The sequence below is a fragment of the candidate division KSB1 bacterium genome (assembly GCA_022566355.1).
GTDB lineage: Bacteria > Zhuqueibacterota > JdFR-76 > JdFR-76 > DREG01 > JADFJB01.
In genome coordinates this window covers 15,577-34,030 of the sequence record JADFJB010000042.1, presented here as the reverse complement: position 1 = coordinate 34,030, position 18,454 = coordinate 15,577, and the positions used below count along the sequence as shown (strand labels likewise).

Genomic DNA, 18,454 nt, shown 5'->3' with positions numbered 1-18,454 from the left:
TGATAAGGGGAGGTTAGGAGGGGTAATTGAGATAAACAAATTACTACAGCTTATAGCTCCGTTTAAAAATACGTCACCGAATTTATGAAACAGACCACTTAGCTAATCTGCAATTATTTGAGGTTCAAAACAAAAAAAGGCAGAAAGGATCGTAATTCCTATTTATATCGAAGAATATCATAAATCCCAATAAAAGCCGCAGCCATTATATCTAAAATCAGCATTTTCCACTCCTGCTACGATTAAACGAAACGGGTGGGACTTTGAGTATTCCGGGAATGTACAATAGCGCCATCGAAGTTTTAGCTAACTTCTTTTTGCATGGGACAGTTTATATCCATACATTCATCTTACTATGAGGTTTAACCAGTGAAAGATCCCAGGATTCAAAAACTTGCCGACGTATTAATTCATTACTCAACCGAATTAAAGTCAGGTGAGAATGTGTTGATCGAAGCTGGGGATGTCCCTGAGTCATTGGTGCAAGCGCTCATTCGATCTGCTGTCGAAGTTGGGGCCAAACCTTATGTCTGGCAAAGGCAAAATATTGTCATGCGGGAACTATTGCTTCACTCTTCTGACGAGCAGCTAAAGTTGATCGGTGAAATGGAGCTTGCATGGATGAAAAAAATGGATGCATATATTGGTATTCGTGGCGGGTTGAATATCAATGAAATGTCAGATGTTCCCCAAGAAAAGAAAAAATCATACCAGGAGCTTATCTTTAAGCCGGTTCATCTTGAACAACGTATTAATCATACAAAATGGGTGGTGCTGCGATATCCAACGTCATCTTTCGCTCAGCAAGCCGGTATGAGTACGGATGCATTCGAGGATTTCTTTTTCGATGTTTGTACTTTGGATTATGCCAAAATGGAAAAGGCTATGCTGCCGCTTCATGAATTGATGGAAAAAACCGACCAAGTACATATTAAAGGACCTGGCACGGATTTACGATTTTCAATAAAGGGAATTCCGGCAATCCTTTGCCAGGGAAAACATAATATTCCTGATGGGGAAGTTTTTACTGCTCCTGTTAAAAATTCTGTCGAAGGAACCATTGCGTACAATGTTCCAACAATTTACCACGGAATCACATTCTCCGATGTTAAATTTCATTTTGAGAAAGGGAAAATTGTAGAAGCCACTGCCGATAAAACCGATCAATTGAATGAAATTTTGGACACCGATGAAGGTGCACGGTATATTGGTGAATTTGCCATTGGATTCCACCCATATATCACCAAACCTATGCTGGATATCCTGTTTGATGAAAAGATCGCAGGTTCGTTTCATTTTACCCCCGGACAAGCCTATGAAGAAGCCGACAATGGTAACCAATCGACCGTGCATTGGGATTTGGTAAATATTCAAACTCCGGAAATGGGTGGAGGTGAAATCTATTTTGAAGGGGAGTTGATCCGCAAAGATGGGAAATTTGTACTAAACCAGTTGCATGGTTTGAATCCGGAGAATTTAAAATCTTCATAAGTTATTACTTTATGATCCAATATACCTTAAAAATGGACAAAAAGATGGACCGCGAATAGCAGACAGTCAAAACAAGCAGGCTTTTGCCTATTCTGCAACAACCTCCACGACGAGATTTTCAGGAGTGTGTTTTCGTCTAAAGTTGAGCTAGAATCTTCTAACTAATTCAACCCAAATAAACCTTGATTTTCTTGCCAAAAAACACTAGGATTTTGTGTGGTTTTTACTAAACCACCTGTTTTCATTGTTATTGAATTTTAATTTGGTTAACACATGGTCCGTATAACAAAAGTTTATACAAAAACCGGTGATAAGGGAAAAACAACTTTAGCCGGTGGACAAAAAGTATCCAAGGCTTCTGCTCGCATTGAAGCTTATGGCGGTGTTGATGAATTGAACTCATTTTTGGGCATAGTGGGGGAGTATTTGGACGATCAGAAAAAATTGACAAAATTACAAAGTTCAATCCTGAGGATTCAAAATGAGTTATTTGATCTCGGCTCACAGTTGGCCGTACTTGCGGAAGACCGGCGGCCAGATACGCCGGTAATTACTCAAACCGATATCAAACGACTGGAGCAGGAAATTGACGACATGAACCAAAACCTCGAACCATTGAAATCATTTATACTGCCGGGAGGTGGTAAAATTTCCGCTTATTTACACGCTGCCCGAACAGTCTGTCGAAGGGTCGAGAGAGGGCTCGTAAAGATGTCGGAATCCGAATCTTTAGATGGTGTGGAAATTCCTTACACGAATCGCTTGAGTGATTGGTTATTTGTTGCCGCTCGATTTGTTTCCAGGCAACTTGGCAAGGAAGAGAATTTATGGCAGCCAGGAAAGAGGGAATAGATAAAAAAAATAAAATGGCTACTCCCGAAGCAACATCAAATTATTTCAAAAAACTCCAGGATAAAAATTTCAATTCCAGCGCTATTCGCCAGTTCGGCAATACCGGTTGGTCAGTCAGCCAGGTCGGTTTTGGCGGCTATCGTGTGCACAATTCCTCTGAACAGCATGCCGCGGCTTTAAATCACGCCTTCCTGAATGGCATTAACCTGATCGATACCTCCAGTAATTACACCGATGGCGGCAGTGAGTTATTAATTGGTAAGACTCTGCAAGAATTGAGTGCAATCAAACAAATTTCTCGAGATGAAGTAGTTGTCGTTTCCAAGGTCGGTTATGTGCAGGGACAAAATTTAAATTTGGTTCAAGATCGGGAAAGTGGTGGCAACCCTTTTCCGGACATGGTCAAATATATGGACGGCTGTTGGCACTGTATTCACCCGGATTTTTTGCAGGATCAATTGCGTTTGTCATTATCACGATTGCAATTAGATCATCTGGATGCTTACCTGTTGCACAATCCTGAATATTTTCTTTCGGACGCCCGGAAAAAAGCAGAACTTGATTTGAGAGCTGCCAGGGAAGAATACTACAGGCGGATAAAATTGGCCTTCGAATGGATGGAGCAGAAAGTAGCCGAAGGAAAAATTCAATATTATGGGATTTCTTCCAACACATTTCCTAATTCATCTCAGGATTTTGAGTTCACTTCATTAGAAAAGGTTTATGACATTGCCAATGAGATTTCCAGCGGTCATCATTTTCAAGTGATTCAATTTCCGTTCAACCTTTATGAAACCGGCGCTTGTTTAACTTTAAACCAGGTTTCCGATAAGTTGTCCTTGCTTGATTTCGCCAGTGAAAACCAATTGGCCACGCTGGTCAACCGGCCATTAAATGCAATGGCAAAGGATAGTATGGTTCGCTTAGCCAGTTTTCGCGAAACGGACCCAAACATCATTCGGGAACAATTTGAGGTTCATTTACAAGAACTGCAGGAAGTCGAATCTGTTTTTACTACAGAGATCATCGAAAAATTGCTGGGTGAAATTTCAAAAGAAAGTCTGGAAAAAGTATTCCTGATCTCCGGACAATTAAAATTTTCCCTGGAGAGTTTTCAAAGTTGGTCTCAATGGGATCATGTCAAAGAAAATATTCTCATTCCGCAGATTGCTTCATACATAAATTATATCAATAAAAAATTGAAAGCCGACACTGCATGGCAGAATTGGTCGAAGAAATATATGCAAATCGTTAGGAAATTGTGTGAAGTCATAACGCTTCATTATGAAAACCAGGTAGCACTACATTCAAATGAGATCTCAGGGAAATTAAGTACGCTTTGTCCTGATTTGACAAATTCTTCAACTCTCTCCCAAAAAACATTGCGAATATTAAGTTCAACCGGAGGGGTAGATTGTGTCCTTTTGGGTATGCGAAAAATGAAGTATGTGGCGGATGCATTAGACACATTTGCTTCGGGAAAAATAGAAAACGCAAATCAAATTTTGGGAGATTTGCAGCTTGGCTGACGCATTTGGTTTTGAGAGTCCAAATAAATCTGTTGGAAAACCGGGTACAATTTCCCTTCCGAAAACGAAGAAAATTTCGAAGAAAAAACCAAAAACCAGGTTGGTGCCTCTCTATAATGTTGTGTTATTGGATGATAGTAACCACACTTATGATTATGTGATCGAAATGCTGATGAGTATTTTCGGGTATATCCAGTCAAAAGCATTCCAGATGGCATGCGAAGTGGATAGCGCCGGCAGGGTAATTGTTGATACGACAAATAAGGAGCGGGCCGAACATCGGCGTGACCAGATTCATGCTTATGGTGCTGATTGGAGAATACCCCATTGCAAAGGATCAATGTCGGCTACGATTGAACCAGCGGAATCCGCTTAGAGATATTAGTACTGCAATTATGATGAATAAACAAATAAGAATGCATAATATCATCAAAAAAGGATCTTCATGAACAACGTTCGCGATCTCTTTTATATCCGGCCTGACATTGTATTTTTGAACAATGGTTCATTTGGCGCTTGTCCCAAGCCTGTTTTTGAAGTATACCAAAACTGGCAACTTGAACTGGAACAACAACCGGTAGAGTTCCTGGGTCGTCGACACGGAACTTTAATGCAGAAAGCCAGGAAATTATTGGCGACATTTTTAGGCACCAGCGGCGAGAATCTCTTTTTCGTGCCAAATGCAACGACAGGACTGAACATTGTCGCACACTCATTAAAATTAGAGCCCGGCGATGAAATATTAACCACAGATCATGAATATGGCGCTATGGATCGCATGTGGCAATTTATTTGTCAAAAACGAGGTTCGAAATATGTCCGGCAGCCGTTACGATTGCCAATAGAATCAAAAGAACAAGTCATTGAGACAATCTGGTCCGGGGTTACAAATCGAACCAAAGTGCTGTTTATTAGCCATATCACATCACCAACAGCGCTCACGATGCCGCTGAAGGAATTGACCATACGAGCAAAAGATGCAGGCATTATACTACTTGTCGACGGCGCTCATGGTCCCGGTCAGGTACCCATCGATCTCGAAGAAATGGGTATCGATTTTTATTCCGGGAATTGCCATAAATGGCTCTTAACACCAAAAGGGTGTGCTTTTTTATATGCCCGACCAGAGGTTCAATCTCTAATCGAGCCTTTGATCGTCAGCTGGGGAAATAAATCTGTAGAGGATTCACCATTCATCCAGGAGAATGAATTCCAGGGGACCAGGGATATCGCGGCTTATCTTTCAGTTTCTGCAGCAATCAAATTCTGGCAGAAAGATGAATGGCAGACAATCCTAAAAAAGTGTCATGAATTGACACTTTCAGCTCGAAGTCAACTCATTGAAGTAACCGGACTGGATCCTATTTGTCCGGGAAATGACGGATGGTTCCAACAAATGGTTGCCCAGCCTTTACCCACTATGGACCGGGAGCTATTTAAACAACGGCTTTACGATGAATTCAATATCGAAATTCCGGTTATGGAGTGTCGGGATAAGTCCCTCATTCGAATATCCATACAAGGATATAACACTGAACAAGATGTAGAAAAATTGATGGTAGCTTTAGCTAAATTATTACCTGAAATGGCGTGTTGATATTCTAACATAACCTATGACTGAACTCAGAAAAGAATTGTCCCTTTACGGGCTAACGATGGTTGCAATTGGTTCGTGTATCGGCTCCGGTATTTTTATAACGCCCTCTCAAATTGCCAGCCATTTGCCGTCTCCAACACTTATTTTGATTGTCTGGACAGTAGGAGGTATAATCGCTTTAACAGGAGCGCTTACCTTTGCGGAATTGGGAGGTATGTTTCCTAAAGCCGGCGGTGTGTATGTCTATTTAAAAGAAGCTTATGGAGATATTGCCGGTTTCATGTACGGATGGGCTTATTTTACGGTGATTAACTCGGGTGCAATTGCGGCTTTATGCATCGCATTTAGCTATTATTTGTCTTTTATCTTTCCAATGGGTGAATCCGGCAAATTATGGGTTGCAATACTTGCCATTGTTTGCATCACGGTTATCAATATATTCCGGGTAAAACTTGTTGAATATTTCTCGAATCTGTTTACCGGACTCAAATTGATCGGGATTGCAACCGTGATTGGGATCGGTTTATTCATGGGATCCTTTACGACTTTGCAAACTAATGATCCTCTCGTAATCTCCTCAAGTGGAAGTTTGCTCAGCGCTTTTGGCCTTGCCCTGGTGGGAGTGCTCTGGTCATACGGCGGATGGCAACATGCATCTTACTTATCAGGAGAAGCGAAGAATGCCAGTTCAACCATCCCAAAAGCGATGGTTATCGGAGCTTTTGTGGTGACAGTGGTTTATATGCTGACCAATCTTAGTTACTTGTTTCTTATGCCGGTAGCAGAAATGGCCCGATCGGAAAGTATTGCTGCGGATGCAGTCAGTAAAGTCGTTCCAAATGGTGGGTTCTTGGTAGCTGTGATCATCGCAATATCAACGCTTGGAACGGCTTTGATCTACACACTTTCCGCCCCCCGGATCTATTTTGCCATGGCTCGAGATGGTTTATTTTTCAAAAAGATTGCGGAAGTGCATCCCAAATACCAAACTCCGGTTAACTCAGTCATTTTGCAATCGATATGGGCAATTGTCATTTTGATTTTTTGGGGTACATTCGAAGACGTGATTACCTACGTTACTTTTACGGATTGGATATTTTTTACATTAGCAGCATGTGTGGTTATCTTATTTAGATTCAAAAGGAAAGAAGCCCATCGTCCTTATAAAACATTAGGTTATCCATTCACTCCATTGGTTTTTATCCTGATTTCTTCCTGGTTTGTAATCAATACTTTAATCGAAAGGCCTCTGCAGGCCGGCGCCGGGTTGACACTTTTACTCATTGGGTTGCCCTTATTTTACTTTTTTAAAAAGAAACAAGTTAAATCAGGTTGAAACAACAAAAAATATATGAATTCAGGATTAAAATTAGATAATATTGATTCAGCGAAAATAAAAGAAATTGTTGAACGTTCTTTAAAAGAAGACATCGGCAAAGGTGATATAACCTCATCGTTATTAGAGGGTAGCGATCACGTAATCAAAGGTAAATTCATTGGTAAAAAAGCCGGAGTCATTGCAGGTTTAGCTGTTGCCAAAATGGTGTTTGATTGCCTGGATAATAAGATCCGGTTCACTAATTTATTCCAGGATGGCGGCCGGGTTGAGCGCGGCTCTATCATTGCCGATATTTGTGGTTCTGCTTATGAATTATTGGCAGGCGAACGAGTTGCCTTGAACTTTTTGCAGCGAATGTCAGGTATCGCTACATTAACCAGTAAATTTGTAGAAAGGATAGCAGGTACTGAAACCGTAATTCTTGACACACGAAAGACTGTACCGGGTTTACGCATTCTGGATAAATGGGCGGTACGTTTAGGTGGGGGTGAAAACCATCGCTTTGGACTGCATGATATGGTGCTTATAAAGGAGAATCATATTAAACTGGCAGGCTCCATATCCAGTGCAGTAAATTCAATAAAAAAAGGATTAAAAGAGCATAAACAAAACCTGGAAATTGAGATAGAAGTAAAGAATCATGCCGAGTTAAGAGAGGCGCTTGAACTTGGCGCGAATAGAATTCTTTTGGATAATATGACTATTGAAGAAATAAGAAAAGCCGTGAGTATTACGAAAGGACAAATCCCTTTAGAAGTATCGGGAAATGTAACTTTGGAAAATGTCAGTTCGATTGCTGCAACAAGTATAAACTATGTTTCTGTTGGTATGTTGACTCATTCGGTAAAAGCATTGGATATTAGTTTTTTATTAGATTAAAAATGAAGCAAAATAGATTTTCGGAGAACTTTATAACGTACAAATCAAATAATGATTAATTTGGAGGTATTAAGTTGTCAGTCGAAAAAATTTATGAACAAATGAGATTAAAACTAAATCGTATTGTGCCGGAATTTGAATTGCGTTATAAAGCGGAATTGGTTTACGAAATCAACCGATTGAAAGTGGAAAAAAATGCTGTAATTTTGGGCCATAATTATATGGAGCCGGCATTGTTCCATTTTGTCCCGGATTATGGTGGGGATTCCTTAGAGCTTAGCCGCAAGGCAGCGGAAACCGACAAAGACATTATCATATTTTGCGGCGTCCGGTTTATGGCAGAAACTGCCAAGATTTTAAATCCGGAGAAAACGGTCTTGTTGCCGGCCAAAGAGGCAGGTTGTTCTTTAGCCGCCAGCATCACGGCAGAAGACGTTCGCAATCTGAAAAGCCGGTTCCCGGGAATCCCGGTGGTGACTTATATCAATACTTATGCTGACGTAAAGGCCGAATCTGATATCTGTTGTACTTCCGGGAATGCAGCTGCCGTTGTAGAATCTTTGGATACGGATACTGTCATTTTTCTCCCGGATGAATATTTAGCCAGGAATGTTGCAAGAGAAACCGGCAAAAAAATCATTTTCCCAAATGGTAACGGTAACGGAGATTCCCGGAAGAATCAAGATTACGAGCTCATCGGGTGGCATGGCTTATGTGAAGTTCACGATAAATTTACTGTTGAAGATATAAAAAATGCTCGTGCGCAATTTGAAGATGTGATTATTTTGGCTCACCCCGAATGCAGCCCGGAAGTTGTGTTAGCTTCCGATTATTCCGGAAGCACAACTGCGATGATTAAGTATGTGGAAAAAACGACCGCCAAAAGATATTTATTGTTAACGGAGTGTTCCATGGGAGATAATGTTGCCGCCGCCAACCCGGAAAAAGAAATGCTGCGATTTTGCAGTGTCAGGTGCCCACATATGAATCAAATTACACTTGAAGAAACTTTGAATGCTTTGAAATTCAATCGATACGTTATTGAAGTTCCGGAAGATATCAGGGCCAGAGCCTATAATGCTGTACAAAGAATGCTTGCGATTGGTTAAAATTTTTAAATATTTTTACCCGTCACCCGGAATAAAAAGTTTAGCATGCCTGCACAAAATGTAACCAAGAAACTCGGTAGTCTTCCCAAGAATCCAGGGGTGTATCTTTTTCAAAATAAACAGGGCAAGGTAATTTATGTAGGTAAAGCTAAAAATCTGCGAATTCGGGTCAGAAGCTATTTTCAGAAAGGCAGGTTTGAGGGGCCAAAGTTTTCCGCCCTGGTTAAGAAAATTGGTGATCTGGAATGGATTGCTACGGATTCCGAGTCCGAGGCTTTCATTCTCGAGGCCAACATGGTCAAAGAATATAAACCACGCTACAATATCAATTTGAAAGATGACAAAAGTTTTCCTTACATTCGAGTCACAAAAGAGGAATTTCCGAGGATATTCCCGACTCGGAATATTGTGCGTGATGGCTCTAAATATTTTGGCCCCTACACAGATGTTCATACTATGCGAGGATTATTAAAAGCGGTCAGAAGAATTTTCCCCATCCGCAGTTGTAATTACCGATTGGACGAAGATACAGTTAAAAATCGTAAAGTAAAATTGTGTCTGGATTTCCATATTCATCGCTGTTTAGGTCCATGTGAAGGTTTAATAACTGAAGCTGATTATAATAAAATTATTGATCAAACAGTAGCTTTCATAGAAGGTAAAGAAGCCAAAGTAGTTAAACAGTTGCGTGAAGAGATGAGCAAATCTGCCCGGGCAATGGAATTTGAAAAAGCAGCCAGGATTCGTGACCAGGTTAATGCCATCGAGATTTTTCGAGCACGGCAGAAAGTCGTTTCGAATGATGATATCGATCGGGATGTGGTCGGAATTGCCAGTGAAGATGACACGGCTTGCGGCATCATCTTTAAAGTGAGAGAAGGTAAGATCGTAGGCCGGAATCATTTTTTCCTGAGCCGATATTTAGATCAATCGACCCGGGAAATATTGCACGCCTTTTTGCAGCAGTATTATGTAAAAGTTGATTTTATCCCACGCGAAATATTTATACCCGAGGATGTTGATGATCCTATTGAATTTGAAAATTGGCTCACGCAGAAGCGCGAAGCGAAAGTTACATTGATCGCGCCTAAAAAGGGTGAAAAAGCCAAATTGGTTCGCCTGGCCACTCGAAATGCGAAGCTACTACTTGGAGAGCTTAAACTGCAAAAGATGAAAGAAAAAGAGGAAAAAATTGCCGGACCGGTTTCAGCTTTGCAGGAAGTTTTGTCGCTGCAAAGACTGCCAAAACGAATTGAAGCATTTGATATTTCAAATATCTCCGGCACAGACCCGGTCGCATCCATGGTGTGTTTTATCAATGGCAAGCCAAGCAAATCAAATTACAGGCATTTTAAGATTAGAAGTGTCGATGGTATTAATGATTTTGCGATGATGAAGGAAGTTGTGTTTCGCCGCTATCGCCGACAGTTGGATGAAAAAGCAGAGCTGCCTGATTTAATTTTGATTGATGGCGGCAAGGGACAGCTATCCAGCGCTCTTGCTTCGCTGGAAGAACTAGGTCTTGATGAGCAGCCGATCATCTCTTTAGCGAAAAAACTGGAAGAAGTATTTATTCCGGATTTTCCCGATCCTCAAAATATTCCCAAAAGTTCTCCGGCAATTAAATTATTACAACAGGTTAGAGATGAATCACATCGTTTTGCAGTGAAGTTTCATCGAACTTTGCGGACCAAACGGCTAACCATGTCAGAAATTGATCAAATTCCCGGAATAGGTCCGAAACGCAGGAAACTACTGATCGAACATTTCGGATCGATACGCGGGCTTAAAGTTGCTAATGTAAATGACTTGAAAGCAGTGGATGGTATTCCTGAGACGGTGGCTGAAAAACTGTATGATCACTTCAAAAATGGTAATAAATCAAGCCATTCGTAAAATTTGGGATCATCATAATAATGTGTCCTTATTCTTCAAAGTATTAAGACAGGCTGAACAAGATTTAAAATGATAATTAAAAAGGTCATTGCTTTGAAACGGTTATAACATATTGTTTTTTTGTCATTAACACCTGGCTTAAGCCAGGGTGTTAATAGGATTATGAATGTTTTTCAACCGCTTTAGCGGTTTTTAGAACCAATCATTCTTATATCAACATACATTCTTTGTTTATATTGAAATTGAAGAAATATTTTTCTTTTTTGATTTAAGGTATAGCCAACTATTAAATATTTTTAGCCTGAATAATTCATGAATCATGCTTTCATGCTTAAAACTTCCAACTATGTCATCCCGTCGCGTGACGGAATCTATTTCCATAAAATTAAAAAGTATAATTGCAAGTATAAAATAGTTGCAAAATAGATCCCTCCTGGATGAAGTGATAAGGTTCATGAATTATCCAGGTTAACAGTGATAAGGTTTATGAATAGATCAGGTTAGTTATATTCAAACAAAATTTTCACCAATTATTTATTTTTATTATCAGGAAACTTCTGAAAGATTAACAGACTCGTCATTTCGACGAAGCCCTTCGGTAAGTTTATCTTGAACGAAGTCCAAAGTCTCTGGATAAACTTCGCGAGGAGAAATCTTGTTTCTATCAAGTTATTTTGTTATAGATTAAAAGATTTCTGGTCGTAAATGTCAGCATTATAGTAATTTTTCAGATTTTAAAATATGAAGCTAAAATGCATCCCTGAAGATTTTGTGGTTGAAGAAAGAATCAATACCTCCATTCAAACTTCCGGTGATTTTGCAATTTACAAAGTTAGAAAAATAAATCTAACGACCGATGGTCTCGTTAAGAAACTTGGTCAATGGATAAATAAACCAATAAAATCCTTTTCCATTGCTGGCATGAAAGATAGGCATGGAATTACGACGCAACACATCTCGTTAAAAGGAGACGGGCCGGATCTGATTGAGACTGACCAATTCTCAGCTCAAAGAATAGGATATGCGAATCAAGCCATTACTCCCAATCAATTGAATGGAAATTATTTTAAGATTACTTTACGGGATTTAATTGTATTCCAAATTGAAAATATTCACAAACAAAAAATATTAGCAACAAATTACGGTATCCCAAACTATTACGATGATCAACGTTTTCGCTCACAGTATTCACCTATAAATTCACTGGCCTTTCATATCTTTCGTAAAGAGTATGAATCTGCTTTGAGATCTTATGGTTCGGAATTTCTTAAAAAATCTAAGAAAATTGATGAATATACAATTGGTCTGTTGAATCAACATTGGGGGGATTGGGGCAACCTTGCAAAAGCAAAAATCCCTCAAGATCTCAAAAGTGCTTTTAATTATCTCAAAAAAAATCCAAATGATATTCAAGGCGCAGTTTCAAAATTGAATCGCTTAGACCTTAGAATAATGATTTCTGCAGGTTACTCTTTTTTGTGGAATGAAATTCTTTCCCAGGTCATTCGTCAAGAAGTCAAATCTAAAATAATTTATAGAAAAGGCGCCTGGCAAGATTATGCTTTTTACTACAAACTGGATCTACAAAGAAAAGCATATTTGGACAGTTTGAAATTTTCGGTTCCCGGAGAAAATAATTCTTGTGGACTGGAAAAGTGTAATTTAAGTATGAATGAACTCCTTAAAGAACATAATTTGCATAATGAGCAATTAAGGTCTCCTTTTATATCCCGGGAAATTTAAAATGTGTGTTAGTTTTGTTTTACCCCCCCGGGAAGCTATGCAACCATGGTTATCAAAAGATTGACTTTAAATAACCTGAGTTCGACATAAGTGAATTCATGGTTCGACTCCGCTCACTATGGCTCAAATTCAGTTGCCTGAGTGGAGTCGAAGGCTGATAACAATGCCTATTCCCCTTAAGTTTTAATTATGTCGAACTCACTTCAAAGATCGTTGACTGAATTTATTTCTTTTTTACTTGGTGGCTGAGATTGTTAAAAATATTACATTTTGCCGATTTGCATCTCGATTCATCTTTTGCTGGCTTAGGGTTCCCTAGTCTAACAGCAAGGAAATATCGGGAAGCCTTGAAAGATGCATTTGTCCGCATCATAAACTTGGCCACGGAAAAAAAAGTGGATATAATTACAATTGGTGGGGATTTATACGAGCACGAACGATTTACAAGAGATACCGGTGAATTTTTGCGCACGCAACTGCAAAGTTTAGGTGGGAAAAAAATATTTATTGCACCTGGTAATCACGATCCATGGATGCCGGAATCAATGTACCATTATTTGGATTGGTCTGACAATGTGCATATTTTTCAAACATCTTCCTTTAGTCCTATTCGACTAGCAGCAAATGTGACTTTATGGGGAATGGCGCATTGTTCTTTTTCCAATCATAAAAATCCAGTAGAAAATTTTAAAGTAGATAGACAAGGAATAAATGTCTTGCTTTTCCACGGCTCTGATATGTCTAACATTCCGCCAAATAAAGGAAAACATGCTCCATTCAATTTGGAAAACCTTGAAGCAACCGGCGCTGATGTGGCATTATTGGGTCACTATCATCGTGGAAAAATTGGAGAGAGTGCTAAAATAAAACTCATTTATCCAGGAAGTCCTGAACCGCTTGGGTTTGCAGAGAAGGGCATGCATTCAGTTGCTTTGGTCTCAATAAACAATAATCAAATAGAAATTGAAACCTTTCCAGTTAACCATTATAACTTTGTTCAAATGCAAGTTGATGTAAGCAATGCAAACACACGGGATGAAATTAAGAATCTAATCGAAAAGAGTGTTCGAGAGCAAAGTAGTAAGACTACTTTATTTAGAATAGAAATTACCGGGCAAATCCACCCGGAATTGGATTTGGATCTTGCGCTTCTAAAGGAGCAAGTTTTTATTAACAGTAATGAAGGCCAATTAATCAATAAAACCAAGCCATGCTACGATTTTGAAAGTTTATCCCAGGAGAATACTGTTCGGGGAGAGTTTGTTCGAAGGATTAAGATGATGCAAGAAAATGCCATTCTTGATGAGAAAGAAAAATTACAGCAAGCCTTACTTTTTGGGTTAAATGCTTTTGAAAGCAAAGAGAGATGAAAAAAATAGACTGGGAATATTTTTGTGTCCGTTAATATTTAGGTTCGTGATTTGATCATTCAAAAAGTAAATATTCACGGATTCGGTAAACTTCAAAATTTGTTGATTGAATTCCATCCCCGTATGAATGTTATTTTCGGTCCGAATGAAAGTGGAAAGTCTACTTTACAACAGGCACTGCTTTATTTCTTTTTTGGATTTTTTCAAGCGAATCGCGCTTCAAGACAAGAGAACCTTAGAAACGAAAGATTCAAACCCTGGCAAAAAGTCAATTATGGCGGTCAATTATGGTACCAATTGAATAATGGAAATGACTACCAAATAGATCGAAATTTTGATATTGAAAACTCCTCAACTAAACTCTTTGACAGTATAACCGGTGAACAAATTAATGATCAATTTCCTTCGGGAAGACACGGAAATGTATTATTTCAAAAACAGCATATCGGCATGGAAAAGGAGTTATTTGAAGCGACTTCATTTGTTCGACAGGGTGAAGTAAGCGCCATCTCCGGATCTGGTGATCTGATGAACGATATTATTGCTATTTTGGATTCAGGCTCTAAAGATACGTCTTCAAAGGAAGCCATTGAACGGTTGCAGAAGAAAATATCCGAAATTGGTTCCGATCGCAGTACCTCAAAGCCGATCTCGAAATTAAAACAAAAATTCAAATTGGTTAAAGAAGAATATGAAAAACAAATCCGTGTAAGAGATCAATTGAAAGAAAAAATATTAGAAAAAAGTAAGCTTGAAAAATTCTTAGACAAGCAAAATAACAAAAAAATCGAATTGAATTATTTTATTCTAACCCGAAAAATCGATGATAAAGAAAGACAATTTGCACAGCTTTCAATTTATAATAAAAAAATACAAAGGATAAAAGGGGAGATCGAAGCACTCTCAAGTTTGGAAAATTTTCCGGAAGAATTACGCGAATCAATTATGCGGCGCAGGCAAAACAAAATTAATTATGAAGAGCAATTAAAAGACAAGAAACAGGATATCTTAAATTTTGGAGAAGAAGTAAAAAAAATAGAACAACAGAAAGAGCCTGTTCGTCAATTCGATGCAATTCAATCTTCCCTTTCATATCCTGAATTTAATGCATTCAAACAACAATGGCTGGAGCGCAATAATGAGTTAGTGAAAGCGCAATCCATATTAGACCAGGAGGAACTATCCTTGCTCCAAGCAGGAATTGAATTGCACACATTAAAGGATCTTCAGAACCTGGATCCGGCTGAACTCAGTAAAATATCCGAATTGGAAGAACAGAAAAAACAGGTAGAGTCAAAAATCGAGCAGACAAAAGATCGATACGATAATTTGGAAAACCAAACCTGGGCTAAAGGGTGGGTGCGAGTAGTTACTATAACAGTTTTTCCAATAGCTTCTTTGACCGCTTTATCAATCGGAATGTATACTCAATTTGTAGTTGGCTTTCCAATTGCGGCAGGGTTGCTGGTTTTGGGTGGGATTTTTTACCAAATTTATCGAAACTCGCGTAAAAAAATTGCCGATCGGGCTGATCAAATCAAAACAGAAATGAGTAATTATAGTGGTAGCTTAAAAAGTGTTCAAAATGAACTCAAAACCTATCTCCAACACTATGGTGTACAATCTTTGAGTGGGTTGGTAACAAGACAAGTGCAAAATCAAAAATATATCGGATTGGCCTCAAATCGTAACCGGTCTTTGGAGAGCCGGGATACAATCGAATTTCAACTCTTAAAATATCTTCAATTATTGGATATCAAAGAGATTCAACCTGAATTACTCGAAAAAATTTCACTTCAATATGCTCAATATTATGAGATTGAACAAAAGCTCCAGAGTATTTTAATGAGGATTCAACAAAACCAGAAAGATTGTGAATCGATTACCGGTCGGATGAATGACAATCAATCGGCATTGCAGGAATTGTTTTTGCAGGTTGGTCTTGAGGTTGGGGAATTAACAGCTGCTGAAGAAGAATTTGATCGTCAATATCAAAAAAAGAAACAATTGAATAGCCTTAAAAAGGAAGAGGAGAGATGCCTCTCTGCAATCGAAGGACTGTTAACGACTCAATCGGAAAGCGAGATCCAAACTGAGTTGAAGGAATTATTTGACAGAAGAGAAACTCTGTTGAATAAATTCCCTAAAATGACAGAAAAATCAAGCAGGTTAACACTACCGGTTTTGAACAATGAATTTGAAGAAGTGGATATTGAACGTCAACAGCAGGAACGGCAATTAAGTGTAATAGAAACCGAAATTAAGACAATTTTAGATCAACATCGCCCACTGGCAGAAGTGGAAGAAGATTTAGTCCATTTTCAATCTGAAACTAGGGTAATGGAGGAAACCCGAGATGCGCTTGAACTGGCTAAAAATATCTTACTGGAAGTGTCTACTGAATATCATCGAACAGTCATTCCCGGTTTAAATGAATCGGTGAGCCATGCAATAGACATAGTGTCTGGTGGAAAATATTCCCAGGTCCATATCAATCCTTCGGATATGTCGATTAATTTATTATTGCCGGAAACATCTACTTTGGGGTCATCGGAATCGCTGAGTTATGGAACACAAGAACAGTTGTATTTACTTTTGCGTTTGGGGTTATCCCGTTTAATGAGTACAAACGGAGAGCCAATTCCATTGATCTTAGATGACCCATTCATTCACTTCGATCCTGATAGATTAGCTAATATGCTGCAATTCTTAAGAGATTTAAGTAAAGATAATCAGAATTTATTGTTCACAAAGGATCCGATGATCGTGGACTGGTTCAAAAACAATTCCGCAGAATCCGAGTACAAATTGATTCAATTAACCAACGTGTAAAGCAGCAGAAAATCAACTGTTAGTTTTAAAAAACACTCTCCTTTTTATTCCTATTTTATTTTTTCTTTGATCGATAATAAAAATCACCGCCTAATATTAAACTTCAATAAATTGTTATATTCATCAAATAAGCCTATAAATAATAACAAGTTAAGTAACATATAATTCTCTTTTTGACTTCCTTTTCTCACTTTCAAACCTATTTATCTCGTGATTAAGAAAAATCACAAAATAATTAGAATTATACTTGACAATGTGTGTATTTGATCGTATTTTTCTATGTGTTAGGAAGGATTAGGACAAATTAGGAATAAACAGGAAGGTTGACATTGGGAACCTTTAATGGAAGCGCTACAGCGCTTCTCGAAGAGACAGGACGACTTAGCTTGCCCAAGGTTTTTTACAAGAGCATCGATGAACATGAGCGCGATCTGCTTTATTTGGCAGTCGATGGTCATAAAAGATGCATCTTAGCATATCCCAATTCCCAATGGGAAGGAAGAATGAAAAAGCTTACCGACCTGGACCATGAAAACAATGAAGAAGTATTGAGGAAAATGCGTGTTTTGCAACGCAGCATGAAAACTGTGAAAATTGATAAGCAAGGACGTTTTTATCTACCACCGGAAATGAAAGAACGTGTGAGTCTTGGTAGGGAAGTTGAACTCCTCGGATTATCAACCTATTTCGAAATCTGGTCACCTAATAATTTAGATCAGTACGAACAAAGCGATTCGTAAAACTTTAGTATCTAATTTTTATAAACATAAAAACTAAGCAATGGCAACATCATTTATAAACGATGAGTATTGTGATTTTAATGAAAATTTTGAAACAGTACTCCTTGAAGAAGAATTTGGTAAACCGACTACACAAACTAAACTTACTATCGCAGGTAAAGTGGACCTGGGATTCCTTTTTTCTATATCAAATGAAAGGTTCTCGGGTCGAGGATTTTGTAGATTGACTGACCAGGCAAACAGCAATGATTCGGCATACCATGTGCCGGTACTACTGGACGAAGTTTTATTTTGGATTTTAGTCAATACAAAAGGTGTTTACCTGGATTGTACTTTGGGAGGCGGTGCACATGCGGAAGCAATACTACGACGCCTTACTCCCTCTGGCATCTATTTGGGAATGGACCAGGATCAGGAAGCCATTCAATTTGCCGGAAGTCGATTACATAGATTTTCAGCGCAACTGCGTTTGGCTCAAACAAACTTTAGCGAATTAGGCTTTTTTCTGGAGGAGCAAAAAATTGATAAAGTGGATGGGATACTCATGGATTTAGGTATTTCTTCCCACCAGATAGATTCACCGAATCGCGGATTTAGCTTCATGAGGGAAGGCCCTCTGGATATGCGATTTGATTCAACGAATAAGATCAGTGCAAGTCAAATCATTAATAGCTGCGAAGAAAGAGAGCTTGCACAGATATTTTTTGAATATGGAGAAGAGAAAAAGTCCAGAACTATTGCAAGACAAATTGTGCTGGAAAGGGAAAAAGGCCGCATTGAATCGACTATAGATCTGGCTAAGATTATCAAAAGAGTGATCAGACCGACTAAAGTGAATAAATCATTAGCGAGGATTTTTCAAGCCATTCGAATCGAAGTCAACAAAGAGATGTTACATTTACGTAGGGCATTGGAATCATCCCTGGATCATTTAAAAGTGGGGGGGAGATTTGTTGTCATTTCTTATCATTCACTGGAAGATCGTTTAATCAAACAGTTCTTTCGTGCGAATGTTAAACGTTGTGTTTGTCCACCGGAACTTCCGGTTTGCATCTGTGATCAACCAGGCAAGTTAAA

The 18,454-nt window shown here is 38.8% G+C and carries 14 protein-coding genes; all 14 read left to right on the top strand.

Annotated elements, in window-relative coordinates:
• The first annotated feature begins 369 nt into the window (after positions 1-369).
• A complete protein-coding gene (locus IIC38_09350; GenBank protein MCH8126154.1) occupies positions 370-1,491 on the top strand; it encodes an aminopeptidase in 1,122 nt (373 codons plus the stop codon).
• Between the two features lie 273 nt (positions 1,492-1,764).
• Entirely contained in the window at positions 1,765-2,343 is a 579-nt protein-coding gene (locus IIC38_09345) for a cob(I)yrinic acid a,c-diamide adenosyltransferase (GenBank protein MCH8126153.1), read from the top strand.
• Entirely contained in the window at positions 2,319-3,872 is a 1,554-nt protein-coding gene (locus tag IIC38_09340) for an aldo/keto reductase (protein MCH8126152.1), read from the top strand. Before IIC38_09345 ends, IIC38_09340 begins: the two co-directional genes overlap by 25 nt.
• Before the next feature lie 49 nt (positions 3,873-3,921).
• Entirely contained in the window at positions 3,922-4,248 is a 327-nt protein-coding gene (locus IIC38_09335; protein MCH8126151.1) for an ATP-dependent Clp protease adaptor ClpS, read from the top strand.
• Between the two features lie 69 nt (positions 4,249-4,317).
• A complete protein-coding gene (locus IIC38_09330; GenBank protein MCH8126150.1) occupies positions 4,318-5,469 on the top strand; it encodes an aminotransferase class V-fold PLP-dependent enzyme in 1,152 nt (383 codons plus the stop codon).
• 16 nt (positions 5,470-5,485) lie between these two features.
• Positions 5,486-6,805, top strand: coding sequence for an amino acid permease (locus tag IIC38_09325; protein MCH8126149.1), 1,320 nt, complete (start codon positions 5,486-5,488; stop codon positions 6,803-6,805).
• Positions 6,806-6,820: 15 nt separating this feature from the next.
• Complete coding sequence (nadC, locus tag IIC38_09320) at positions 6,821-7,687, top strand: carboxylating nicotinate-nucleotide diphosphorylase (protein MCH8126148.1); 867 nt, start codon at positions 6,821-6,823, stop codon at positions 7,685-7,687.
• 74 nt (positions 7,688-7,761) lie between these two features.
• Positions 7,762-8,796, top strand: coding sequence for a quinolinate synthase NadA (nadA, locus tag IIC38_09315; protein MCH8126147.1), 1,035 nt, complete (start codon positions 7,762-7,764; stop codon positions 8,794-8,796).
• Between the two features lie 45 nt (positions 8,797-8,841).
• Positions 8,842-10,692, top strand: coding sequence for an excinuclease ABC subunit C (locus tag IIC38_09310; protein MCH8126146.1), 1,851 nt, complete (start codon positions 8,842-8,844; stop codon positions 10,690-10,692).
• A gap of 741 nt (positions 10,693-11,433) precedes the next feature.
• The gene (gene truD / locus IIC38_09305) at positions 11,434-12,435 is read left to right on the top strand and encodes a tRNA pseudouridine(13) synthase TruD (protein ID MCH8126145.1); all 1,002 of its coding nucleotides are present in this window, start codon (positions 11,434-11,436) and stop codon (positions 12,433-12,435) included.
• 251 nt (positions 12,436-12,686) lie between these two features.
• Positions 12,687-13,805, top strand: a complete 1,119-nt coding sequence (locus IIC38_09300; GenBank protein ID MCH8126144.1) for a metallophosphoesterase family protein — start codon at positions 12,687-12,689, stop codon at positions 13,803-13,805.
• 51 nt (positions 13,806-13,856) lie between these two features.
• Positions 13,857-16,637, top strand: a complete 2,781-nt coding sequence (locus IIC38_09295; GenBank protein MCH8126143.1) for an AAA family ATPase — start codon at positions 13,857-13,859, stop codon at positions 16,635-16,637.
• A gap of 329 nt (positions 16,638-16,966) precedes the next feature.
• Positions 16,967-17,377, top strand: a complete 411-nt coding sequence (locus IIC38_09290; protein ID MCH8126142.1) for a hypothetical protein — start codon at positions 16,967-16,969, stop codon at positions 17,375-17,377.
• A gap of 40 nt (positions 17,378-17,417) precedes the next feature.
• The coding region (gene rsmH, locus IIC38_09285) for a 16S rRNA (cytosine(1402)-N(4))-methyltransferase RsmH (protein ID MCH8126141.1) at positions 17,418-18,454 on the top strand (1,037 nt) is incomplete at its 3' end.